Origin of the sequence: Kitasatospora sp. HUAS MG31 (assembly GCF_040571325.1) — a bacterium.
Lineage (GTDB): Bacteria > Actinomycetota > Actinomycetes > Streptomycetales > Streptomycetaceae > Kitasatospora > Kitasatospora camelliae.
The window spans coordinates 5,041,308-5,064,578 of record NZ_CP159872.1; the positions used below are offsets into that span (position 1 = coordinate 5,041,308).

The window sequence follows — 23,271 nt, forward strand, 5'->3', positions numbered from 1 at the left end:
TCCGTGGGCACAGCCGAGCCCGCGGGGACTGCCTCCGCCGCTCACTCGGCGGCACACGGAAAGACTGAAGCGCCCGTGGACGTGCAGCAGAAGCTCGACGAGATCACCACCGTGGTGGAGTCCGCCCGCGCGATGCCGATGTCGGCCTCCTGCGTGGTGAACCGGGCCGAGCTGGTGGGTCTGCTCAAGGACCTCCGCGACGCCCTGCCGGGCGAACTGGCCAAGGCCCAGTCGGTGGTGGCGGACCACCAGATGATGGTGGCCGACGCCCAGGCCGAGGCCGACCGGATCATCCGCGGCGCCCACGACGAGCGCGGTTCGCTGATCTCCGACACCGAGGTGGTCCGGCAGGCCCAGGCGGAGGCCGACCGGATCCGCGCCGAGGCCCGTGCCGAGGTGCAGGCCAAGCGCGCCGAGGCGGACGACTACGTCGACTCCAAGCTCGCCAACTTCGAGGTGGTCCTCAACAAGACCCTGGGCGCGGTCGGCCGCGGCCGGCAGAAGCTGCGCGGCGCCGGCGTCTACGAGCCGGAGGCCGACGCGGAGGCGGACGGCGAGGAGTTCCAGCCCCGGATCTCCCCGAGCCCCGAGGCGGACGAGTACGTCGACGCGAAGCTCGCCACCCTGGAGGCGGTGCTCAGCGCCACCCTGGACGCGGTCGGCAAGGGCCGCGACAAGCTGCTCGGCAAGGCCTCGATCGACGAGCTCGGCGCGTACCTGGCCGCCGCCGACGAGGCCCAGCAGCTCAAGGACCGCGCCGAGGCGGTCGCGGCCGGCTTCGCCGCGGACGGCGAGGAGCAGCCCTGGTACCGGGCCGAGGTCCCGCAGCAGCAGAGCTGGCCCGAGCAGTCCCCGGCCGCGGCCGGCTGGCAGAACCCGGGCGAGGACACCTACGGCGGCAACGTCCAGGCCCCGCAGTACGCCGAGGCCTACGGCGGCGGCTACGACCCCTCCGGCGCCCCGCAGACCGATCCGTACGGCAACCAGTACGGCTACCCGCAGCAGCCCGCGGTGGACCCGTACGGCTACCCGCAGCAGCCGCAGTACCAGCCGCAGCAGTACGACCAGTACGGCTACCCGCAGCACCAGCAGCAGCCGCCGGCCCAGGCGCCGCAGCAGGCGAGCCTGGACGAGACCAGCTTCTTCGACACCAGCATGATCGACATGACCAAGCTGCGGGAGCTCGGCGGCCGCTGAGCTCGGTCCGGTCGGGGGCGAAGTTGGGGCTGGCGCGACTCTCCGGTAGTCTGACCACTCCGGCCTGCTCGCGCCGGGTTCGCCGCGCGCCCGCACACCGGGCCACGCGCACCGCATGATCCAGCCCGCGGCACGCAGGGATGCGTACCGCCACCAGGAAGTCAGGACACCTTGAACCGCCTCGACCACCGCGACCCGCTCGTGTTCGACACGCATGAGCTCGGCCGTCGCCCCGGCTCGATGCGCAAGGTGACCCGTGCCCTGGAGGCCCCCGAGGGGCTGGGCATCGAGGGAGTGATCGGCGTCCCGGAGAAGAGCGGGATCGAGCTGGAGCTCCGGCTGGAGTCCGTGGTCGAGGGCGTGCTGGTCACCGGCGCCGCCTCCGCGCGGGTCGAGGGCGAGTGCGTGCGCTGCCTGGAGCCGGTGGAGGACGACCTGGCGGTCGACTTCCAGGAGCTCTACTACTACCCGGAGTCCGACGAGCGTCACCGCTCCCGGACGGCCGGTTCGGAGGACCTCGACGAGGACTCCGAGGACGAGACTTACCGCCTGGAGGGCGATCTCTTCGACCTCCAGCCGGTGCTGCGTGACGCGGTGGTGCTCGCACTGCCGCTGCAGCCGGTGTGCCAGGACGACTGCCTGGGTCTGTGCCCCGAGTGCGGGGCACGCCTGAGCGACGACCCGGACCACCACCACGACGCCGCCGACCCCCGGTGGGCGGCTCTGCAGGGACTCTCCGCCGCCCCCGGCGACGAGGGTGACGAGAACAAGAACAGCGACACCCGTGAGGGTCTCGCCGAGAACCAGGAGAAGTAGCCGTGGCTGTTCCGAAGCGGAAGATGTCGCGCAGCAACACGCGTCACCGCCGTTCGCAGTGGAAGGCTGTCGCCCCCGCGCTCGTCGCGTGCGACCGCTGCCACGAGCCGAAGCTCGCGCACATCGCGTGCCCGAGCTGCGGCACGTACAACCGTCGCCAGGTCCTCTCGGTCTGATCGGCGGGGTGCACGGATCGATGTCGGACGGCAACTCCTCCCGTAAGTCGGGCCCCTCGCACGGGGGCAAGGGCAGCGGGCCGGCTTCGACCGAATACGACGTCCTGGAAGGGCGCCTCGGGTACACGCTCGAGCGCGCCCTTCTGGTACGCGCCCTCACCCACCGCTCGTACGCGTACGAGAACGGTGGCCTGCCCACCAACGAGCGCCTGGAGTTCCTCGGCGACTCGGTGCTGGGCCTCGTGGTGACCGACACCCTCTACCGCCTCCACCCGGAGGTCGCCGAGGGCACGCTCGCCAAGCTCCGCGCCGCGGTGGTCAACTCCCGCGCGCTCGCCGAGGTCGGCCGCGGCCTGGACCTCGGAGCCTTCATCCGCCTGGGCAAGGGCGAGGAGGGCACCGGCGGCCGCGACAAGTCGTCGATCCTCGCCGACACCGTCGAGGCCGTGATCGGCGCCATCTACCTGGACCAGGGCCTGGAGTCCGCCACCGAGTTCGTCCACCGGCTGTTCGACCCGCTGATCGCGGAGTCCGCCCAGCTCGGCGCAGGCCTGGACTGGAAGACCAGCCTGCAGGAGCTCACCGCCTCCGTGGGCATCGGCGTCCCCGAGTACGTGGTCACCGAGTCCGGCCCGGACCACGAGAAGACGTTCTCCGCCGCCGCCCGCGTGGCCGGCGAGGACTTCGGCACCGGCAGCGGCCGCTCCAAGAAGGAAGCCGAGCAGAAGGCGGCCGAGTCCGCCTGGCGCGCCATCAAGGCCAAGTACGCCGCGGACCGTCCCGACGAGCAGGCCCTCGCGGTCGGCAAGCCCGCTTCCGCCGCTGCCTCCGCCTCCGCCGGCAAGTCCGCCGCGCAGCCGGTCGCCGGCGGGCCCGGCCCGGCCGCCTAGGGCGGGTCCGCCATGCCGGAGCTCCCCGAGGTCGAGGTGGTCCGGCGCGGCCTGGCCCGCTGGGTCGCCGGCCGGACCGTCGCCGAGGCGCAGGTGCTGCACCCGCGCGCCGTCCGCCGCCAGTCCGGCGGGGCCGCCGAGTTCACCGGCCTGCTGGCCGGCGCCACCCTGGGCGAGGCGCGCCGGCGCGGCAAGTACCTCTGGGTCCCCCTCGGCGACGGCCTCGCGATGATCGGCCACCTCGGGATGAGCGGCCAGCTGCTCGTCCAGGACGCCGCCGTACCCGACGAGACCCACCTGCGGGTCCGGCTGCGCTTCGCCGACGGCGAGCGCGAACTGCGCTTCGTCGACCAGCGGACCTTCGGCGGCCTCGCCGTGGAGGAGGCCGAGCCGGACGACCCCGACTCCACCCCGCTCTCCCTCGCGCACATCGCCCGCGACCCGCTGGACCCACTCTTCGACGACGCCGCCTTCGTCGCCGCCCTGCGCGCGCGGCGCACCACCGTGAAGCGGGCCCTGCTCGACCAGACCCTGATCAGCGGCGTCGGCAACATCTACGCCGACGAGGCGCTCTGGCGCACCGGACTGCACTACGACCGGCCGACCGCCACCCTGACCCGGCCGCTGGCGGCGAGCCTGCTGCAGCACGCCCGGGACGTGATGACCGCGGCGCTGGCGGTGGGCGGCACCAGCTTCGACAGCCTCTACGTCAACGTGAACGGGGAGAGCGGGTACTTCTCGCGCGACCTGGACGCGTACGGGCGGGAGGGGCTGCCGTGCCGCAGGTGCGGGACGCCGATGCGGCGGGCGGCGTGGATGAACCGGTCGAGCTACTTCTGCCCGCGCTGCCAGCGGGTGCCGCGGGTGCGCTGACCCCCGGGGAGGTGCCCGCCCCCGGTGGGTGCCCGGTTCCCGGGGGCGGGCACTCGCCTCGGCCTCAGCCTCGGTGGAGGGCCGGCTCGGGGTGGTTGTCGTCGGTGTGGGCGGTGTGGGTCTCCTCCTGGCCGAAGTAGGCGACGCCGACCGCGCTGACCACGGCGAGGAGGAAGCCGGCCGCCGCCAGCCAGCCGAGGCCGTCCTTGGAGGTGTCACCCAGCCACAGGACGCCGACCGCGCCCGGGATGACCGTCTCGCCGACCACCAGCGCCGCCGTCGCGCCGTTCACCGAGCCGATCTGCAGCGCCACCGTGTGCAGGTACATGCCGCCGATCCCGCCGACCAGCACCGCGTACAGCGCCGGGTCGGAGACCAGCGCGACCAGGTCGAACGGATCGACGCCGTCGAGGATCCGGATCCCCACGCCGAGCCCGCCGAACCCGAGGCCGGAGAGCAGGCCGGCGACGATCGCGCCGCTCGACCCCATCCGCCGGACCAGCAGGCTGCCGCCGGCGATCAGCACCACGGTCGCGCCCAGCAGCCACCAGTGGAAGGCCCGGGCGGCGTGGTGCCCGCCCTCCGGACCGGCGGCGGTGGCCAGCAGCACCAGCGCACTGCACAGCACCGCGATGGACATCCACTCCAGGCGCTTCAGCCGCAGCCCGAGCAGCTTGATGCTGAGCAGCGCGGTGATCACCAGGTTGGCGCTGATGATGGTCTGGGAGAGGAACAGCGGCAGCAGCCGCGCGGCCAGCGCGCCCAGTCCGAAGCCGACGAAGTCGAGCACCGTGCCGACGATGAACTCCCAGGTCACCGCGGCCTTGGCGGTGGAGGCGAGACTCGGGCCGCCGTGCTCGGTCGCCCCGGCCCGCCCGCCCGACGCGGCCGCCTCCTCGCGGGCCGCCCGCCGTGCGCCGACGGCTTGCAGCACCGAGCCGGTGCCGTAGCAGACGGACGCCGCGACGGCGGTGACAATGCCGATGATCACTCAGTACTCCGATCGGTTCCTGCCAGAGGAGGCCCCACCACTATGCCTGCTCAGCGGGACCGGAACCCGACCGGGAGGCCAACTCCGGCCGGTCGGCGGGGGCCCGTCCACCTGCGGTAGGGCATGACCGGGCCCGGTCCGTCCACCTGTGGGAGGGGGCGGAGCGCCGCGACCGCCGGGCGCCCGCGACCGTCCGGAAATCGGCCGGAACCGTTCAGAACGAGGACTGCGGGCCGAGCGAGTACCGTCGATGGCATGGGACCCGCGCTTCGCCGACCCGTGGCGGCGGTGCCGGCCGCGCTGACGGCGGTACTGCTCGGCCTCCTCCTGCTGCTGCTCGCCGTCCCGGCCGCCGCGGCGGGCGGGATCACCGAGGCGTCGGCCGCGCTGAAGAGCACCCAGGTCTACGTCGACCCGTCGATGACCGGCCGGTTCTCCGAGTCCCAGGCGGCCGACCTGGCGGGGAAGCTCAAGGACGCGGACAAACCGATCTTCGTCGCGGTGGTGCCCGCGACCGACGCGTACCCGGCGCAGACCCTCGCCCGGGACCTGAGGACCGAGACCGGGATCGTCGGCGTCTACGCCATCTGGCGCGGCGAGGAGTTCCGCGCCTTCTCCGACCGGGCCGCGCTCGCCCCCGTCGCGGCCGACCGGATCGCCGGAGCGGCCTCCCGCGCCCACCCCGGCGACATCAACGGCACGGTCAACGACTTCGTCGACCAGGCCATCCCGCAGACCCGCGGCCACGGCGTCACCGACGGCGGCACCGGCGTGGCCGCCGTGGTCGTCCCGGTGGCGCTGCTCCTGCTGATCGGCGCCGGAGTCTTCGTGATGCTGCGCCGCTCCCGCCGGCGCAAGGAGGAGCGGCAGCGCGCCGAGCTGGCCCAGCTGCGCACGGTGGTGGACGAGGACATCACCGCCTTCGGTGAGGAACTCGACCGGCTCGACTTCAGCCCCGGCGCCCCGGACGCGGACGACCGGCAGCGCACCGACTACGCCGGCGCCCTCGACTCCTACGACCGGGCCAAGCAGCTGATGGACGCGGCCGGGCGGCCCTCGGACGTCCGGGCCGTCACCGAGGCACTGGAGAACGGCCGGTTCGCGCTGGCCACCCTGGCCGCCCGCCGGGAGGACCGGCCGCTGCCCGAGCGGCGGGTGCCCTGCTTCTTCGACCCCCGGCACGGCCCCTCCGCCCGGGACGTCGACTGGGCGCCGCCCGGCGGCGCGGTGCGCTCCGTCCCGGCCTGCGCGGCGGACGCCGCCCGGCTGGAGAGCGGCCTCGACCCGGACGTCCGGACCGTCGAGACCGACCGCGGCCGTCAGCCGTACTGGAACGCCGGACCGGTCTACAGCCCCTGGGCGGGCGGCTACTACGGCTCGGGCCTGCTGCCCGGCCTGCTGGTGGGCACCCTGCTGGGCTCGGCGATGGCCGCCCCGGGCGGAGCATGGGCGGCGGACGGCGGCGACTACTCGGGCGCCGACTTCCACGGGGACGACTTCGGCGGCGGGTTCGACGGCGGGGGCGGCGGGTTCGGCGGTGGCGGGGACTTCGGTGGCGGGGGCGGCGACTTCGGCGGCGGCTTCTGACACCCGGGCGGCCCCGGCAGGTCCGGAGGCCCGTAGGCTGCCGGCCATGGTGCCCGTGGAGTACGCCGTCGCCGTGGAGCGGTACCTGGCCGCCGCCGGGCTGGGGGACGGGTCCCGGCGGATCTACCGGATCGCGCTGACCAGCTGGGCCTGGCTGCTGGTGGGCCGGACTCCGCCGAGCGGGCCCGAGCGGCGCCGGGCGGTCCCCCCGGTGGTGCCGCTCGCCGTGCTGGAGGGGCCCGGCGCCCCGCAGCGGCTGGCGGCCGCGTTCGCCGTCCGGGAGGCCGCGGTGGGGCCGCGGACCGCCCACCGCGAACTGTCGATCCTGCGCAGCGCCGCCGCGTGGTGGCACGGCCGGGGCTGGATCGCGGCCCCGCCCACCGCCGACCTCCGCCCTCGTCCCCTCGCCGCCGGGCGGCCGGAGGCGCGCGGGCTCGACCGCGGACAGCTCCGCGCCGTCCTCGCGCTCCGCGCGCCGCTGCGCGACAAGGTGCTCTGGCACCTGGTCCACGAGAGCGGCGCACCGATCGAACAGCTGCTCGCCCTGGACGTGGACCGCCTGGACCCCGCCGCCCGCCGCAGCCACCCCTCCGCGGACGGTCGGGTCCCGGTCCGGTGGCGCTCGGGGACGGCCGGGCTGCTGCCCATGCTGGTGCTCGGCCGGACCGAGGGACCGCTGTTCCTCACCGACCGGCGCGCCCCCGCAACCCCCGCCGCCGACCGCTGCCCGACCACCGGCCGGGCCCGGCTCTCGTACCGGCGCGCCGCCGAGCTGTTCACCGCCGCGACCCGGCCGCTGGACCCGGCCGGCCGGGGCTGGACCCTCGGGCAGCTGCGGCAGGACGCCCGGCACCCCGCCCGCTGACCACCGGTGCGGCCGGTGGTCGGCCGGTGGTCGGCAGGTGCGGGCGGCCCGTGCGGACGGGTCGCGCAGGCGGCACGGCGGATGCGAGAGGTCGGTGGAAGGGCGGTGAAGCCGGGTCCGGAAGTGGTTCGGGTGCCCGACTATGGTCGTCACATGCACGGTCACGACAGTCCCCCTCCGGTCCGGGCCACCATCTGGGTGCGCGGCCGCGTCCAGCAGGTCGGGTTCCGCTGGTGGACGCGTGCACGCGCACTGGAGGTCGGCCTGACCGGCTACACCAGCAACCTCGGCGACGGCCGGGTCCAGGTGGTGGCCGAGGGGACGCACGCGGAGTGCGAGCGGCTGCTCGCCCTGCTGCGCGGACCGGGTACTCCGGGCCAGGTCACCGGCGTGACGGAGATCTGGAGCGCCACCGGCGAGGGGTACGACGGATTCGCGATCCGATGACCGCACCGGCGGTTGCCGGGAGCCGCCAAGGAGAGGGCGCGCTCCCGGCAACCGCCGGTGTCCTGCAGTTGCCATTCCGGCGGACTCGTGGTTGACTCCGCAGCGGGCAAGTGATCAACCGCCGCCGGCCCATGGTGTGAGGTTCCCGCCATGCAGGTGACAGCGGCGCGGTAGCGTGCGGTGATCGTGTTGACCCGTACCGTCTTTGGTGAGACTCTGGAAACCCGCGCACAGGTTCGCGTTTCCCCGGCGGGTCCATGCCGTACGAGTACCCCTCGAACCGGCCGCCCCGCAGTGCCCAGCCAGCACGTCCGGTGACGTGACGCGTGCGCACCCCTTCCCCCCAAGACCCATACCGTACACGGTTCGGTCACTCAGCGTGGAGGACCATACATCATGGCAAAGGCGCTTCTCGGGTACGTCGGCGGCCCCGACCCGCGAATGCTCTCCGAGGTGCGACGGCTGCAGCAGCGCGTTCAGGACCTGGAGCACGAGCTCACGAAGCTCCAGGCGGAGAACGACGCTCTCACCGCTGTCGTTGACGAGCACTCGCTGCTCAGCAGCATCGAACTGGACCAGCGGGAGCCGGCCCTCACCTGATCCCCGCCGATCCCCCGGATCGACGCTGTTGCGCGCAGAGCTTGAGCTTCCCCACAAGGGATGGCAGCTTGCAAGGGACGTCCGGGTGACGTCCCTTCGTCGCATCCGAGAGCCTTTTGGCCTGTCCTCGCCATATCCGTCGGTGGTCCTCGGCGGTACTCGGTGGTCCCTGGTGCCTCCGAGTGCGACCCGAGGCGCCCCTGCGGCGCTCCTCGGCGTGGTGAACGCGTCTCCTGCCGCGGCCTCCGGCCCCTCGCCGGTTACAGTCGCCGGACGGACACGCGGCACGCCGAGGCGAGGAGGACGGGCGGGTGCACCTGAAGAGTCTGACCCTGCGCGGATTCAAGTCCTTCGCCTCCGCCACCACCCTGCGCTTCGAGCCCGGCATCACCTGCGTGGTCGGGCCCAACGGCTCCGGTAAGTCCAACGTCGTGGACGCGCTCTCCTGGGTCATGGGGGAGCAGGGCGCCAAGTCGCTGCGCGGCGGCAAGATGGAGGACGTCATCTTCGCCGGGACGAGCGGCCGCGCGCCGCTCGGCCGGGCCGAGGTCAGCCTCACCATCGACAACACCGACGGCGCCCTGCCGATCGACTACTCCGAAGTCACGATCACCCGCACGCTGTTCCGCAACGGCGGCAGCGAGTACGCGCTCAACGGCACCACCTGCCGCCTGCTCGACATCCAGGAGCTGCTCTCCGACTCCGGCATCGGCCGGGAGATGCACGTCATCGTCGGCCAGGGCCAGCTCGACGCCGTCCTGCACGCCGACCCGATGAACCGGCGCGCCTTCATCGAGGAGGCCGCCGGCGTCCTCAAGCACCGCAAGCGCAAGGAGAAGGCGCTGCGGAAGCTGGACGCGATGCAGGGCAACCTCAACCGGATCCAGGACCTGGTCGCCGAGCTCCGCCGCCAGCTCGGCCCGATGGGACGCCAGGCGAGGATCGCCCGCCGCGCCGCCGGCATCCAGGCCGAGCTGCGCGACGCCCGGCTCCGGCTGCTCGCCGACGACCTGCTCACCCTCCGCCGGGCGGTGGAGGCCGAGGTCGCCGACGAACTCGCCCTGAAGCTGCGCCGTGCCACGGTCGAGCAGGAGCTCGCCCGGGCCATCCAGCGGGAGGCCGTCCTGGAGGCCCAGCTCCAGCAGCTCGGCCCACGGCTGGAGGCCGCCCGGCAGACCTGGTACGCCCTCTCCTCGCTCGCCGAGCGGACCCGCGGCACCATCGGCCTGGCCGAGGCCCGGGTCCGGCACGCCACCGGCAGCGGGCAGACCGAGGAGCGGCGCGGGCGCGACCCCGAGGAACTGGAGCGCGAGGCCCGGCGGGTCCGCGAGGAGGAGGCCGCGCTCGCCGAGGCGCTGGAGGAGGCCCGGTACGCGCTCGCCGAGGCGGTCGAGTCCCGGGCCGAGCTGGAACGCACCCTCGCCGCCGAGGAGGCCCGGCTGAAGGCCGCCGCCCGTGCCATCGCCGACCGGCGCGAGGGCCTGGCCCGGCTCCAGGGGCAGGCCGCCGCCGCCCGCTCCAGGGCCGCCGGGGCCCACGCCGAGATCGAGCGGCTCACCGAGGCCCGCGACGAGGCCGCGCTCCGCGCCGAGGCCGCCCGGCAGGAGCACCGCGAACTCCAGGAGCAGTCCGACGGACTCCAGGCGGGCGACGAGGAGCTGGACGCGGTGGAGCAGGCGGCGCGCGACGCCCTCGCCGCCGTGGAGCGCGAGCTGGCCGCCGTCCGCGATGCCGTCGGGGCGGCCGAGCGGGAGCGGGCCGGGCTGGTCGCCCGGCACGACGCGCTGGCGCTCGGCCTGCGGCGCAAGGACGGCAGCGGCGCCCTGCTCGCCGACCCGGACCGGCCCGCCGGGGTGCTCGGCCCGCTCGCCGACCTGCTCACCGTCGAACCCGGCTACGAGGCCGCCGTCGCCGCCGCGCTCGGCAGCGCGGCCGAGGCGGTCGTCGTGGCCGGGCTCGACGCCGCCACCGGTGCGCTGCACCACCTCCGGGAGCGGGACGCGGGCCGGGCGGCCCTGCTGGTCACCCACGGCGAGGGCCCGCGGGAGCCCGGGGCGGACGGTCCGGCCCTGCCGCCGGACGCCCGATGGGCCGCCGGGCTGGTGCGCGGCGAGGCACCGGTGCTCGCGGCCGTCCGGACCCTGCTGGCCGGCACCGCGGTGGTCGAGGACCTCCGGTCCGCGCGTGAACTCCTGGACACCCACCCGGGGTTGACGGCCGTCACACCGGCCGGCGACCTGCTCTCGCGGGTGTCCGCGCAGGGTGGCGCGGCCGGTGCGCCCAGCCTGCTGGAGACCCAGGCCGCGGTGGCGGAGGCCGCACGGATGATCGGCGAACTCGACGTCCGCTGCGCGGAGTCGGCCGACCGGCTGGCCGTCGAGACCGACCGCCGACGGGAACTGGCCGCCGAGCTGGAGGAGTTGACGGCCCGTCGGCGGGCCGGCGAGAAGGAGCGTGCCCGGCTCGCGGGGGACCTCGGCCGGGCGGCCGGGCAGGCCCGCGCCACCGCCGGGGAGGCGGAGCGGCTCGCCTCCTCCGCCGCCCGGGCCGAGCAGGGGCTGGCCGAGGCCCGGGAGGCCGCGGAGGAGCTGGCCGAACGGCTGGCCGCCGCCGTGGAGTCGGCGGACGCGGGCGAGGACGAGCCGGACGGCGCCGAGCGCGACCGGCTGGCCCTGGCCGGTGCGGCGGCGCGCCAGGCCGAGATGGAGGCCCGGCTGTCCGTCCGCACCCACGAGGAGCGGGTCCGCGGCCTGGCCGGCCGGGCCGACCAGCTGGACCGGGCCGCCGCCGCCGAGCGCGAGGCCCGCGCCCGGGCGGCCGAGCGGCGCGAGCGGGCCCGGAGGGAGGCCGCGGTGGCCGCCGCCGTCGCGGCCGGCGCCCGGCAGTTGCTGGCCGCCCTGGAGGAGGCGGTCGCCCGCGCCGAGGCCGAGCGGACCGCCGTGGAACAGGACCGGGCCGGGCGCGAGACCGAACTGCGGTCCGGCCGCGAAGCGGGCCGCGAACTCAAGGCCGAGCTGGACAGACTGGTCGACGCCGGCCACCGGGACGAGGTGCTCCGGGCGGAGAAGAAGCTGCGGATCGAGCAGCTGGAGACCCGGGCGCTGGAGGAGTTCGGCATCGAGGGCGGCGAACTGCTCGCCGGCTACGGGCCAGACCGCCCGGTGCCCGCGCCGGCACCCGAGGAGGGGGAGGAGCCGGGCGAGCCGCGTGCCTACGTCCGGGCCGAGCAGGAGAAGCGGCTGCGGGCCGCCGAGAAGGCGTACCAGCAGCTGGGCAAGGTCAACCCGCTGGCGCTGGAGGAGTTCGCGGCGCTGGAGGAGCGGCACCGGTTCCTCGGCGAGCAGCTGGACGACCTGAAGAAGAGCCGGCGCGACCTGATGGACATCGTCCGGGACGTGGACGTCCGGGTCGAGCAACTGTTCACGGCGGCGTACCACGACACGGCGGCGCAGTTCGAGGGCGTGTTCTCGCGGCTCTTCCCGGGCGGTGAGGGGCGGCTGGTGCTGACCGACCCGGAGAACATGCTGACCACCGGGGTGGAGGTGGAGGCGCGCCCGCCGGGGAAGAAGGTCAAGCGGCTCTCGCTGCTCTCCGGCGGTGAGCGGTCGCTGACCGCGGTGGCGCTGCTGGTGTCGATCTTCAAGGCCCGGCCTAGCCCGTTCTACGTGATGGACGAGGTCGAGGCCGCCCTGGACGAGACCAACCTGCGGCGGCTGGTCGCGATCATGGAGGAGCTGCGGGAGAGCTCGCAGCTGATCGTGATCACCCACCAGAAACTGACCATGGAATCGGCCGACGCCCTCTACGGCGTGACCATGAAGGGCGACGGCATCTCCCAGGTGATCAGCCAGCGACTGCGGGTGGGGGCACCAGGGGCACCTCCCAGCCGCCAGGCCGGGGGAGAACACCGCGAGCACGGGAAGCCGGCGGTCCCCCGACAGCACGACGCCCTGGTGCCCGACTGAGCGCGCTCGCCTCGTTCGGCGAACATGTCACTGATACTGGACGGGTTATGGAATACGTGATCCTTGCCGTAGTCATCGCCGTGGTCGCCGTCGGCGCGATCGCGGGTTTCGTCGTCACCGGCAGACGACGCAAGCAGCTGCCCCCGAAGACCGAGACCCCGGCCGTCGGCGCGCCGACCGCGCCCGCCCGGCCGACGGCACCCGAGAAGGCCGCCGAGGAGGGCGCCGCTCCGCCGACGGCGGAGGCCGCTCCCACCGAGGCCGCCCCCACCGAGGCCGCTCCTGCCGAGGCCGCCGAAGCCCCTGCGGCCGAGGCGCCCGCGGCCGGGGATGCGGCCGTGGTCGAGGAGCCGCTGGTCGAGGAGGCCGAGGCCGCCCCGGCCATCGAGGTCCCCGAGCCCACCGCGGGCCGGCTGGTCCGGCTCCGCTCCAGGCTGTCGCGCTCGCAGACCACCCTGGGCAAGGGTCTGCTGACCCTGCTCTCCCGCGACCGCCTCGACGAGGACACCTGGGAGGAGATCGAGGACACCCTCCTCACCGCCGACCTCGGCGTCGCCGCCACCCAGGAACTGGTCGACAACCTGCGGACCCGGGTGAAGGTGCTCGGCACCCGCACCCCCGACGAGCTGCGCGCGCTGCTCCGCGACGAGCTGCTCGGCCTGATCGGCCCGGACAGCGACCGCACGGTCCACTCGGTCAAGCACGAGGAGGGCCCGGCCGTGGTCCTGGTCGTCGGCGTCAACGGCGTCGGCAAGACCACCACCACCGGCAAGCTCGCCCGGGTGCTGGTAGCCGACGGCCGCCGGGTGGTGCTCGGCGCGGCCGACACCTTCCGGGCCGCCGCCGCCGACCAGCTGCAGACCTGGGGCGAGCGGGTCGGCGCCCACACCGTCCGCGGGCCCGAGGGCGGCGACCCGGCCTCGATCGCCTTCGACGCGGTCAAGGAGGGCATCGCCGAGGGCGTCGACACCGTCCTGATCGACACCGCCGGCCGGCTGCACACCAAGACCGGCCTGATGGACGAGCTCGGCAAGGTCAAGCGGGTCGTCGAGAAGCACGGCCCGGTCGACGAGGTGCTGCTGGTGCTGGACGCCACCACCGGCCAGAACGGCCTGGTGCAGGCCCGGGTCTTCGCCGAGGTCGTGGACATCACCGGCATCGTGCTGACCAAGCTGGACGGCACCGCCAAGGGCGGCATCGTGGTCTCGGTCCAGCGGGAGCTGGGCGTGCCGGTCAAGCTGGTGGGCCTGGGCGAGGGCGCGGACGACCTGGCGCCGTTCGAGCCGGCCGCGTTCGTGGACGCGCTGATCGGCGACTGACGGGTTCCGCGGGCTCCGTCCGGTGGGGCTCCGTCCAGCCGGGCTCCGACGAGCCGGCTTTCGTCGAGGGGCGCGGGAGGCCGCGTGACCGGCCACCGACCGAGGGTGGGTGGCCGGTCACGCGGCCTCCCGCGCCCCTCCGTGCTGTCGGGGGGAACGTCCCCTGGCGCGGCCGGCGCCTTCCGGCCCGGTCAGGAGGCGAGTTCGGGGGTGCGGGTCCGGGTGCGGTGGCAGGCGTAGGCGAGGGTGCCGAGGAGGAGCCGGGCCTCCGGGGGACAGGCGGCGCTCTCCCGGGAGGGGCCGCGCAGCCAGCGCATCGGGCCCAGCCCGCCGAGCACGGTCGGCGGCGCCGCCACGTAGGAGCCCCGGCCGTGGCAGGCCAGGTCCAGCGAGGCGTCGTCCCAGCCCATCCGGTACAGCAGCTCGGGGAGCCGCTCGGCGGTGCCCGGGGCGACGAAGAACAGCAGCCGGCCGGCGGGGGAGGCCAGCACCGGGCCGACCTGGGTGCCCATCCGCTCCAGCCGGACCAGGGCCTGCAGCCCGGGCTGGGCCGGCACGTCCAGGACGTCGAAGTGGCGGCCGGCCGGCAGCAGCAGCGGGGCGCCGGCCGCGCACGGGCCGCGCAGCTCGTGGACCGCCGCGCCGGCGGGCACCTCCGGGCCGACCACGGTGTGCAGGCCGGGCGCGGCGCAGTGCGGTGCCGCGCACCCGCAGCGGGCGTCCGCCGGGGAGCGGTCGGGCGCCGGGGTGCCCACCACGACGGACCATCCCCACCGGCCGGTGTACTCGCCGGCCGCCTGGAGCGCGGTGGCCCGGGTACGGCGGCGGGTGGTCCGCGGCGCGAACCGCAGGGTGCCGAGCCGGAGATCGCCGAACAGATTGTCCATGCCTCCCCCAACAGGTTCCGGTTGCCGGTGGTTACGGCACTGTGACGTTCCGTCGATTGTGCGACGGGGTGCGCGTTGTGCGTCGGCGGCGCGCTCGGGAGCGCGTGCACCGATACGTGTGGCCCGGGCCAGGAGGCGCCTTGCACCGGAGGGGCGGATGGCGGATCGTCGTCCGGGCACGCTGAGCCTCCGTCAGGACCGGCATGTGCCGGTGTCAACCGGGCCGGGTACCAGTGAAGCGTGATTCGCCGTTGCGCAGTTCACTCGCAGGGGTGGCGAAAGGTGGCGTTTTCGGGGCGATGCTCCCCCGGATGGCCGAAGCGCGTTACTTTCGGCTCACGGAACGCAGTGGAACGCTCACCACAATGGGCGTGACGCGACAGGCACGGTACGTCGAGCAAGCGCCCGGGACCGTCGGGCACACGATCGGGCCCCCAAGGCGGGGCCGGGCGGGATGGGGACGTTCCCATGGGAGACAAGCAACCGAACGAGAAGCTGACGTCGTGGTTCACGCGCAGCGGCTGGTCCAAGGGTGAGCTGGCCCGGCAGGTCAACCGGCGCGCCCGGCAGATCGGCGCCCACCACGTCAGCACCGACACCTCCCGGGTACGCCGCTGGTTGGACGGGGAACAACCCCGCGAGCCGATTCCGAAGATCATGTCCGAACTGTTCTCCGAGCGCTTCGGCTCGGTGGTCTCGGTGGAGGACCTCGGCCTGCGCGCCGCCACCCCGGTCTCCACCGTCGGCGGCGGCGTGGACCTGCCGTGGAGCGGCGAGCAGACGGTCCAACTGATCAGCGAGTACTCCAGAAGCGACCTGATGCTCAACCGGCGCGGCTTCCTGGGCACCTCGCTCGCCCTGACCGCCGGCGCCGCGCTGATCGAGCCGATGCAGCGCTGGCTCACCCCCGGACCGTCCGGCGCGCCGACCCCCATCCTCAGCGCCGTCAACGGGAGCGAGCCGTTCACCGGCCGGCTGTCCGAGCCCGAGCTCCAGCTGCTGGAGCAGACCACCGTGATGTTCCGCCAGTGGGACGCCCAGAACGGCGGCGGGCTGCGCCGCAAGGCCGTGGTCGGCCAGCTGCACGAGGTCACCGACCTGCTCCAGGAGTCCTATCCGGAGCTCACCACCAAGCGCCTGTTCCGGCTCACCGCCGAGCTCGCCCACCTGGCCGGCTGGATGTCCTACGACGTCGGCATGCACCCCAGCGCGCAGAAGTACTACGTGCTCGCGCTGCACGCCGCCAAGGAGGCCGGGGACCGGCCGTTCGGCGCGCTGATCCTCACCGACATGGCCCGCCAGATGATCCACCTCAACCGCGGCGAGGACGCGCTGGAGCTGATCCACCTCGCCCAGTACGGCAGCCGCGACACCGCCACCCCGCGCCAGCAGGCCCTGCTGTACGCGATGGAGGCGCGCTCGTACGCCACCATCGGCGAGATCAACCGGTGCGCCCGGGCCGCCCGGCTGGCCGAGGACACCTTCAGCGACTGCCGCCCCGGTGACGGCGACCCGGACTGGCTCAAGTTCTTCTCCGAGGCCGAGCTCAACGCGGAGAACGCGCACTCCTACCGCGACCTCGCGTACACCTCCAGCCGCTCGCCGCTGTACGCCTCGATGGCCGCGCCGGTGATGGAGCGCGCCGTGGACCTGTTCCGGCAGGACGGCGACCACATCCGCAGCTACGCCTTCAACCTGGTCGGCATGGCCAGCGTGCACCTGCTGCAGAACGAGCCCGAGCAGGCCGCCGTGATGTGCGAGCAGGCCGTGGACATCGCCACCAAGGTCCGCTCCGAGCGGCTCAACACCCGGGTCCGCAAGACCTCGGAGGCCGCCAGCCGGCAGTTCCAGGACGTCCCCGGGGTCGCCCGGCTGCGCGAGCGCGTGGTGCAGGACATCCCGGAGTTCGTCGCCTCGGTCTGACCGCCGACCTCCCCACCCGGGCCGGGCCCCTCGCCTCCGCTTCGGCGGAACCGCGCGAGGAGGGGCCCGGCCCGTCGCCCCGACCGAGGCTTTTCGGTCACGGCTCCGACCGTGGGGGCCGCGCGGCTCGCACACCGAAACGGGCTCCCCCGGCCCGCGAAGGCGCGGTCCCCACGGGCGGTGATCGAACCCGCACCCGGCGTGGTGCGGGCCGCACCATAGCCCACAGGCTGTCATGGCACGGCCGCGGTTCACCTGGTCGTAACGCCCGCGTCGACCACGTCACTGCGGCGAAACACCGAGCCGCATCGGCCGAAATTTGCCTTCGGCACGCTCCTCTCATCGCCGACACCCCGGGTGGCACGGGACAGGGATCCCGGGTGTGGAGCGGCTTTCATTTCGGAGGAGACGCCGATGCCGGACGGCTTCAGCGCGGGCGATACCGCCTTTGTGTTCATCTGTGCGGCCCTGGTCATGTTGATGACCCCGGGTCTGGCCTTCTTCTACGGAGGCATGGTCAGGGTCAAGAGCACGCTCAACATGCTGGTCATGAGCTTCATCTCGCTCGCGATCGTCAGCGTGCTCTGGGTGCTCTACGGCTACTCCCTGGCCTTCGGCCCGGACGCCGGCGCCGGTCTGATCGGCAACCTCGACTTCCTGGGCATGCGCGGCATCGGCCTGAACGACCTCACCGGCACCATCCCGGTCACCGCGTTCTCCGCCTTCCAGCTGATGTTCGCGATCATCACCCCGGCCCTGATCAGCGGTGCCGTCGCGGACCGCACCAAGTTCGCCGCCTGGGGCCTGTTCGTGGCGCTCTGGGTGACCGTCGTCTACTTCCCGGTCGCCCACTGGGTGTTCTTCTTCGACGGCGGCAACGGCGGCTGGCTCGGCGACCGCAACGGCGTGATCGACTTCGCCGGCGGCACCGCGGTCCACATCAACGCCGGTGTGGCGGGCCTCGCCCTCTGCCTGGTGCTCGGCAAGCGGATCGGCTTCAAGAAGGACCCGATGCGCCCGCACAGCCTCCCGCTGGTGATGCTCGGCTCCGGCCTGCTGTGGTTCGGCTGGTTCGGCTTCAACGCCGGCTCCGCCCTGGCCGCCAACGGCGTCGCGGGCATGGCCTTCATCAACACCCAGGTCGCCACCGCCGCCGCCGTCCTCGGCTGGCTCGCCTACGAGCGGATCAAGCACGGCGCGTTCACCACGCTGGGCGCCGCCTCCGGCGCGGTGGCCGGTCTGGTCGCCATCACCCCGGCCTGCGGCTCGGTCTCCCCGCTCGGCTCCATCGCCATCGGCGTCATCGCCGGTGTCGCCTGCGCCGCCGCGGTCAGCCTCAAGTACAAGCTCGGCTACGACGACTCCCTCGACGTGGTCGGCGTCCACCTGGTCGGCGGCGTGATCGGCTCGCTGCTGATCGGCGTCTTCGCCACCGGCCACGTCGGCCAGACCGCCCAGGGCCTGCTCTACGGCGGTGGCTTCGAGCAGCTCGGCAAGCAGGCCATGGGCGTGGTCGCGGTCGGCGCCTACTCCTTCGTCCTGTCCTGGCTGCTGGCCGTCGCCATCCAGAAGACCATCGGCTTCCGGGTCTCCGAGGAGGTCGAGGTCTCCGGCATCGACCAGGCCGAGCACGCCGAGTCCGCCTACGACTTCACCGCGGTCGGTGCCAGCGTCGCCCGCCCCGTGTCGACCCCCGCCCCTGTGACCGCCACCGCCCGGAAGACCGAGGTCGACGCCTGATGAAGCTCATCACCGCCGTCATCAAGCCCCACCGCCTGGACGACGTGAAGGACGCCCTGCAGGCCTTCGGAGTCCACGGCCTGACCGTCACCGAAGCCAGCGGCTACGGCCGGCAGCGCGGCCACACCGAGGTCTACCGGGGCGCGGAGTACACCGTCGACCTGGTGCCCAAGGTCCGGATAGAGATCCTGGTCGAGGACGAGGACGCCGAGCAGCTGATCGACGTCGTCGTGAAGGCGGCCCGCACCGGCAAGATCGGTGACGGCAAGGTCTGGTCCGTCCCGGTCGACACGGCGGTCCGGGTGCGGACCGGCGAGCGTGGGCCCGACGCCCTCTAGCATTCGAACCAGAGCATTCCCATCAGCACCGCTTGGCGGACCTGCTGCCCACCGGCGGCAGGTCCGCCGGACGCGTATCCGGCACGGAACCGCGGGCACCGCACCGGGGACCGTGCGAGGCGGGAACCGCGTGCACAGCACCGGCAACCGCGTATCCGAACCGCGCATCCAAACCGCGTATCCGAACCGCGCATCCGAACCGCGTATCCGGCACCACGGACGGGGAGCACGACGTGACGACGCCCGAGGTCAACCCGCCCCTTCTGCCCGGCGACCGCCCGGGCACCGACCCCGGCCGTCCGACCGGCGGCGGGGAACCCACCGACTACGCCGCCGAGCGCGCCCGGCTGCTCGCCGACCCGGCGGTCCGCGGCGCCGACCGCCGCCGTGCCCTCGCCGGCCTGGCCGACCGCTGGCTCGCCGAGCTGTTCCGGGCCGCCGGCGCCCCCGCGGGCACCGCCCTGGTCGCCGTCGGCGGCTACGGCCGCGGCGAACTCTCCCCGCGCAGCGACCTCGACCTGCTGCTGCTGTACCAGGACGACCTCGACCCCGAACTCCCCGAGCGCCTCTGGTACCCGGTCTGGGACGCCGGCGCCGCCCTCGACCACTCCGTCCGCACCCCCGCCGAGGCCCGCGCCGTCGCCGGCGAGGACCTCAAGGCCCAGCTCGGACTGCTCGACGCCCGCCACATCGCCGGCGACGCCGAGCTCACCGCCGCACTGCGCTCCACCGTCCTGGCCGACTGGCGGGCCGCCGCCCCCCGGCGGCTGCCCGAGCTGCGCGAACTCTGCCAGGCCCGGGCCGAGCGCCACGGCGAGCTCTCCTTCCTCCTCGAACCCGACCTCAAGGAGGCCCGCGGCGGCCTGCGCGACGCGGTCGCGCTCAACGCCATCGCCGCCACCTGGCTCGCCGACGCCCCCCGCGACGGCCTGGACGCGGCGGCCGTGAAGCTCAGCGACGTCCGCGACGCCCTCCACCTGGCCACCGGCCGGGCCACCGAGCGGCTCAGCCTGCAGGACCAGGACCAGGTCGCCGAGCGGCTCGGCGTGCTCGACGCCGACACCCTGCTGCGCCAGGTCTACGAGAGCGCCCGCACGATCGCCTACGCCTCCGACGTCACCTGGCGCGCCGTCGACCGGGTGCTCGCCGCCCGCGCCAACCGGGGGCGGCGGATCCCCCGGCTCGCCTTCCCGTTCAGCGGTGCCGGACGCGGCACCGGCGCGGTCGCCAAGGGCGCCGTCGAACGCCGGCCGCTCGCCGAGGGCGTGGTCGAGCAGGACGGCGAGGCCGTGCTCGCCCAGGCCGCCCGGCCCGCCCAGGACCCGGTGCTGCCGCTGCGCGCCGCCGCCGCCGCCGCCCAGGCCGGGCTGACCGTCTCGTACGCGACCGTGCGCCGGCTCGCCGCCGAGACCCGGCCGCTGCCGGTGCCCTGGCCGGACGAGGCCCGCGAGCAGCTGGTCACCCTGCTCGGCGCCGGCGAGGCCTGCCTGCCGGTCTGGGAGGCGCTGGAGGCCGAGGGGCTGATCAGCCGGCTGCTGCCGGACTGGGAGCGGGTCCGCTGCCGTCCGCAGCGCAACGCCGTGCACCGCTGGACCGTCGACCGTCACCTGATCGAGACGGCGGTCAAGGCCGCCGCGATGACCCGGCGGGTGGCCCGGCCCGACCTGCTGCTGGTGGCGGCGCTGCTGCACGACATCGGCAAGGGCTGGCCCGGCGACCACTCCGAGGCGGGCGAGGTGATCGTCCGCGACGTGGCCACCCGGATGGGCTTCGACAAGACCGACACCGAGACCCTGGCGCTGCTGGTCCGGCACCACCTCACGCTGATCGACACCGCCACCCGGCGCGACCCCGACGACCCGGCCACCGTCGACCTGATCGCCAAGATCGCCGGCACCCACTCCCACCTGGAGCTGCTGCACGCGCTCACCGAGGCCGACGCCACCGCCACCGGCCCGGCCGCCTGGAGCACCTGGCGGGCCTCGCTGGTGGCCGGCCTGGTCGACCGGGCCGCCGCCCAGCTGGCCGGCGACCTGCGTTTCCCCGTCGCCGCCGAACCCACCGCCGACCAGGAGCGGCTGGCGGTGGAGGCCGCCCGCACCGCGGGACCGGCGCTCGGCCTGGCCGCGCAGGGGACGCCGGCGGGTGCTCCGGGTGTGTCGGGTGCCGCCGGTACCGGCCGGCAGGATCCGGGAGCCCCCGAGCCGATGGGCGTGGAGCTCACCCTGGCCATCCAGGACCGGCCCGGACTGCTCGGCACCGTCGCCGGGGTACTCGCCCTGCACCGGCTCACCGTCCGCTCGGCGAGCCTGCGGGAACTCGACCCGATCGGGGCCGGGCCGGTGCTGCTGCTCTCCTGGACGGTGGCCGCCGAGTACGGCGAGCTGCCGGAGGCCGCCCGGCTCCGGGCCGACCTGCGACGGGCCCTGGACGGCTCACTGGACGTCGCCCGCAAGCTCGCCGAGCGGGACGCCGCCGCCCCGCGCCGGCGCGGCATCGCCACCCCGCCCCCGGTGGTCTCGGTGGCGGCCGGGGCCTCCTCCAGCGCCACCATCCTGGAGGTCCGCGCCCACGACGCCCCCGGGCTGCTGCACCGGATCGGGCGGGCGCTGGACGAGGCCGGGGTCCGGCTGCGGACGGCCCACGTCTCCACCCTGGGCGCGGACGCCGTGGACGCGTTCTACGTCACCGACGCCGAGGGCCGGCCGCTGGCGCCCGGACGGGCGGCGGAGGTCGCCGCGGCGGTCCAGCAGGCGCTGGGGTAGCCGGGGCGACCCCGGGCTGGCCGGGGCCGTCGAGGCCGTCGGGCAGGGGCCTCCGGCCGGCGTTCCGGGGGCGTCCAGGGCCGTCCGGAGGCGGGCCCGAGGGCGTCCCGGACCCCGGTCCGAGGCCTATCGGATCCCGGGTGGACCCCCATCCGTTGGCGTGCGGATACCCTTGGGGTTCGACGACCGTAGCCGTACCGATGCCGCAAGGGACCCGCGACCGACGTGTTCGACACACTCTCCGACCGCCTCGCAGCGACGTTCAAGAACCTCCGGGGCAAGGGCCGCCTCAGCGAGGCGGACATCGACGCCACCACGCGCGAGATCCGGATCGCCCTGCTGGAGGCGGACGTCGCGCTCCCCGTGGTGCGGGCCTTCATCAAGCAGATCAAGGAGCGGGCGCTCGGCGCCGAGGTCTCCGGCGCGCTGAACCCCGCCCAGCAGATCATCAAGATCGTCAACGAGGAGCTCATCACCATCCTCGGTGGCGAGACCCGCCGGCTGAAGTACGCCAAGTCCGGCCCGACGGTGATCATGCTCGCGGGCCTCCAGGGTGCCGGTAAGACCACCCTGGCCGGCAAGCTCGGCCACTGGCTGAAGCAGCAGAAGCACACCCCGCTGCTGGTCGCCTGCGACCTCCAGCGCCCGAACGCCGTCACCCAGCTCGGCGTGATGGCCGACCGGGCCGGCGTGGCCTTCTACGGTCCCGAGCCGGGCAACGGCGTCGGCGACCCGGTCAAGGTGGCGCGGGACTCCATCGAGTACGCGAAGCAGAAGCAGTACGACGTCGTCATCGTCGACACCGCCGGCCGCCTCGGCATCGACGCCGAGATGATGCAGCAGGCCGCCGACATCCGGGCCGCCGTGAACCCGGACGAGGTCCTGTTCGTCGTCGACGCCATGGTCGGCCAGGACGCGGTGACCACCGCGCAGGCCTTCCTCGACGGCGTCGACTTCACCGGCGTGGTGCTCTCCAAGCTGGACGGCGACGCCCGCGGTGGTGCCGCGCTGTCGGTGGCCCACGTGACCGGCCGCCAGATCATGTTCGCCTCCAACGGCGAGAAGATCGACGACTTCGACGCCTTCCACCCGGACCGGATGGCCTCGCGCATCCTCGGCATGGGCGACATGCTCTCCCTGATCGAGAAGGCCGAGCAGACCTTCTCGCAGGCCGAGGCCGAGAAGATGGCCGCCAAGCTGCAGGGCGGCGGCAAGGACTTCACGCTCGACGACTTCCTCGCGCAGCTGGAGCAGGTCCGCAAGATGGGCTCGATCTCCAAGCTGCTCGGCATGCTGCCCGGCATGGGCCAGATCCGCGAGCAGATCAACAACATCGACGACCGGGACGTGGACCGGGTCGGCGCGATCATCAAGTCGATGACCCCCGCCGAGCGGACCGACCCGAAGATCATCAACGGCTCGCGCCGCGCCCGTATCGCCAAGGGTTCGGGCGTGCAGGTCGGCGAGGTCAACAACCTGGTCGAGCGCTTCTTCGAGGCTCGGAAGATGATGTCCGCGATGGCCTCCGGCAAGGGCATCCCCGGCATGCCGGGTATCCCCGGCATGGGCGGTGGCGGCGCCAAGCGGGCGAAGAAGGCCCAGCCGGCCAAGGGCCGCAAGCGGTCCGGCAACCCGCTGAAGCGGGCGCAGGAGGAGGCCGCCGCCGCCGAGCGCCGGGCCCTCGGCCCGGCCGGCGGACCGCAGCAGGCCGGCCAGGGCGGCGCTTTCGGCCTCGGCGCGGGCAAGGGTCCGGCCGACTTCGAGCTCCCCAAGGAGTTCAAGGACCTGCTCTGATCCCTGGTCCGGACCGAACCGGTTCTGTTGTCCGAGGGCCCCGCCGTACGTCGGCGGGGCCTTCGGCCGTCCGCCGGTCGGTTGCCGCCCCGGCCGGG

General features: G+C 74.2%; 18 protein-coding genes. 16 read left to right on the forward strand and 2 right to left on the reverse strand.

The genetic code is table 11. The features are described from left to right. Positions 1-75 precede the first annotated feature (75 nt). From ABWK59_RS22775 to mutM, 5 genes are all read left to right on the forward strand, one after another. Positions 76-1,197, forward strand: a complete 1,122-nt coding sequence (locus tag ABWK59_RS22775; RefSeq protein ID WP_354642459.1) for an ATP synthase F0 subunit B — start codon at positions 76-78, stop codon at positions 1,195-1,197. A gap of 171 nt (positions 1,198-1,368) precedes the next feature. Continuing rightward, entirely contained in the window at positions 1,369-2,013 is a 645-nt protein-coding gene (locus ABWK59_RS22780) for a YceD family protein (RefSeq protein WP_354642460.1), read from the forward strand. 2 nt (positions 2,014-2,015) lie between these two features. Further along, entirely contained in the window at positions 2,016-2,189 is a 174-nt protein-coding gene (gene rpmF, locus ABWK59_RS22785) for a 50S ribosomal protein L32 (protein ID WP_344639841.1), read from the forward strand. A 20-nt stretch (positions 2,190-2,209) separates the two neighbouring features. Beyond that, entirely contained in the window at positions 2,210-3,079 is an 870-nt protein-coding gene (rnc, locus tag ABWK59_RS22790; RefSeq protein ID WP_354645067.1) for a ribonuclease III, read from the forward strand. Between the two features lie 12 nt (positions 3,080-3,091). Then, a complete protein-coding gene (gene mutM, locus ABWK59_RS22795) occupies positions 3,092-3,952 on the forward strand; it encodes a bifunctional DNA-formamidopyrimidine glycosylase/DNA-(apurinic or apyrimidinic site) lyase (RefSeq protein ID WP_354642461.1) in 861 nt (286 codons plus the stop codon). Between the two features lie 64 nt (positions 3,953-4,016). Here mutM and ABWK59_RS22800 read toward each other — a convergent pair whose 3' ends face one another. Next, positions 4,017-4,943 carry a hypothetical protein gene (locus ABWK59_RS22800; RefSeq protein WP_354642462.1) on the reverse strand — a complete coding sequence of 309 codons (927 nt, stop codon included), beginning with the start codon at positions 4,941-4,943 and terminating at the stop codon, positions 4,017-4,019. Between the two features lie 255 nt (positions 4,944-5,198). Between ABWK59_RS22800 and ABWK59_RS22805 the strand changes: the two genes are divergently transcribed. The 6 genes from ABWK59_RS22805 (at position 5,199) to ftsY (ending at position 13,726) form a co-directional block, all read left to right on the forward strand. Next, a complete protein-coding gene (locus tag ABWK59_RS22805) occupies positions 5,199-6,530 on the forward strand; it encodes a hypothetical protein (RefSeq protein ID WP_354642463.1) in 1,332 nt (443 codons plus the stop codon). Between the two features lie 46 nt (positions 6,531-6,576). Next, complete coding sequence (locus ABWK59_RS22810; protein WP_354642464.1) at positions 6,577-7,395, forward strand: hypothetical protein; 819 nt, start codon at positions 6,577-6,579, stop codon at positions 7,393-7,395. A 153-nt stretch (positions 7,396-7,548) separates the two neighbouring features. Further along, positions 7,549-7,842, forward strand: coding sequence for an acylphosphatase (locus tag ABWK59_RS22815; protein ID WP_354642465.1), 294 nt, complete (start codon positions 7,549-7,551; stop codon positions 7,840-7,842). Positions 7,843-8,238: 396 nt separating this feature from the next. Continuing rightward, positions 8,239-8,442, forward strand: a complete 204-nt coding sequence (locus ABWK59_RS22820; protein ID WP_354642466.1) for a hypothetical protein — start codon at positions 8,239-8,241, stop codon at positions 8,440-8,442. A 311-nt stretch (positions 8,443-8,753) separates the two neighbouring features. After that, on the forward strand, positions 8,754-12,407 hold the full coding sequence (gene smc / locus ABWK59_RS22825; protein WP_354642467.1) for a chromosome segregation protein SMC: 3,654 nt from the start codon (positions 8,754-8,756) through the stop codon (positions 12,405-12,407). A gap of 47 nt (positions 12,408-12,454) precedes the next feature. Next, positions 12,455-13,726 carry a signal recognition particle-docking protein FtsY gene (ftsY, locus tag ABWK59_RS22830; protein ID WP_354642468.1) on the forward strand — a complete coding sequence of 424 codons (1,272 nt, stop codon included), beginning with the start codon at positions 12,455-12,457 and terminating at the stop codon, positions 13,724-13,726. A gap of 191 nt (positions 13,727-13,917) precedes the next feature. Here ftsY and ABWK59_RS22835 read toward each other — a convergent pair whose 3' ends face one another. Continuing rightward, on the reverse strand, positions 13,918-14,613 hold the full coding sequence (locus tag ABWK59_RS22835; RefSeq protein WP_354642469.1) for a bifunctional DNA primase/polymerase: 696 nt from the start codon (positions 14,611-14,613) through the stop codon (positions 13,918-13,920). A 468-nt stretch (positions 14,614-15,081) separates the two neighbouring features. Here ABWK59_RS22835 and ABWK59_RS22840 point away from each other — a divergent pair, with 468 nt between their 5' ends. The 5 genes from ABWK59_RS22840 to ffh all read left to right on the forward strand — a co-directional run bounded on the left by ABWK59_RS22840 (position 15,082) and on the right by ffh (position 23,173). After that, positions 15,082-16,536: a hypothetical protein gene (locus tag ABWK59_RS22840; RefSeq protein WP_354642470.1), complete on the forward strand. Its 1,455-nt coding sequence runs from the start codon at positions 15,082-15,084 to the stop codon at positions 16,534-16,536. A 414-nt stretch (positions 16,537-16,950) separates the two neighbouring features. Further along, positions 16,951-18,276 carry an ammonium transporter gene (locus ABWK59_RS22845; protein ID WP_354642471.1) on the forward strand — a complete coding sequence of 442 codons (1,326 nt, stop codon included), beginning with the start codon at positions 16,951-16,953 and terminating at the stop codon, positions 18,274-18,276. Further along, positions 18,276-18,614: a P-II family nitrogen regulator gene (locus tag ABWK59_RS22850; protein ID WP_354642472.1), complete on the forward strand. Its 339-nt coding sequence runs from the start codon at positions 18,276-18,278 to the stop codon at positions 18,612-18,614. The genes ABWK59_RS22845 and ABWK59_RS22850 overlap by 1 nt, the downstream gene beginning before the upstream one ends. Positions 18,615-18,847: 233 nt before the next feature. Then, the gene (locus ABWK59_RS22855; protein WP_420492831.1) at positions 18,848-21,379 is read left to right on the forward strand and encodes a [protein-PII] uridylyltransferase; all 2,532 of its coding nucleotides are present in this window, start codon (positions 18,848-18,850) and stop codon (positions 21,377-21,379) included. A 225-nt stretch (positions 21,380-21,604) separates the two neighbouring features. Next, positions 21,605-23,173 carry a signal recognition particle protein gene (gene ffh, locus ABWK59_RS22860; protein WP_354642473.1) on the forward strand — a complete coding sequence of 523 codons (1,569 nt, stop codon included), beginning with the start codon at positions 21,605-21,607 and terminating at the stop codon, positions 23,171-23,173. Positions 23,174-23,271: the final 98 nt, after the last annotated feature.

What these genes read in the sequence shown, in the direction of transcription:
- rnc (WP_354645067.1), top strand. Translation starts at nt 2,210, where the DNA reads ATGTCGGACGGCAACTCCTCCCGTAAGTCGGGCCCCTCGCACGGGGGC.
- mutM (WP_354642461.1), top strand. Translation starts at nt 3,092, where the DNA reads ATGCCGGAGCTCCCCGAGGTCGAGGTGGTCCGGCGCGGCCTGGCCCGC.
- ABWK59_RS22805 (WP_354642463.1), top strand. Translation starts at nt 5,199, where the DNA reads ATGGGACCCGCGCTTCGCCGACCCGTGGCGGCGGTGCCGGCCGCGCTG.
- ABWK59_RS22810 (WP_354642464.1), top strand. Translation starts at nt 6,577, where the DNA reads ATGGTGCCCGTGGAGTACGCCGTCGCCGTGGAGCGGTACCTGGCCGCC.
- ABWK59_RS22815 (WP_354642465.1), top strand. Translation starts at nt 7,549, where the DNA reads ATGCACGGTCACGACAGTCCCCCTCCGGTCCGGGCCACCATCTGGGTG.
- ABWK59_RS22820 (WP_354642466.1), top strand. Translation starts at nt 8,239, where the DNA reads ATGGCAAAGGCGCTTCTCGGGTACGTCGGCGGCCCCGACCCGCGAATG.
- ftsY (WP_354642468.1), top strand. Translation starts at nt 12,455, where the DNA reads ATGGAATACGTGATCCTTGCCGTAGTCATCGCCGTGGTCGCCGTCGGC.
- ABWK59_RS22835 (WP_354642469.1), bottom strand. Translation starts at nt 14,613, where the DNA reads ATGGACAATCTGTTCGGCGATCTCCGGCTCGGCACCCTGCGGTTCGCG.
- ABWK59_RS22840 (WP_354642470.1), top strand. Translation starts at nt 15,082, where the DNA reads ATGGGAGACAAGCAACCGAACGAGAAGCTGACGTCGTGGTTCACGCGC.
- ABWK59_RS22845 (WP_354642471.1), top strand. Translation starts at nt 16,951, where the DNA reads ATGCCGGACGGCTTCAGCGCGGGCGATACCGCCTTTGTGTTCATCTGT.
- ABWK59_RS22850 (WP_354642472.1), top strand. Translation starts at nt 18,276, where the DNA reads ATGAAGCTCATCACCGCCGTCATCAAGCCCCACCGCCTGGACGACGTG.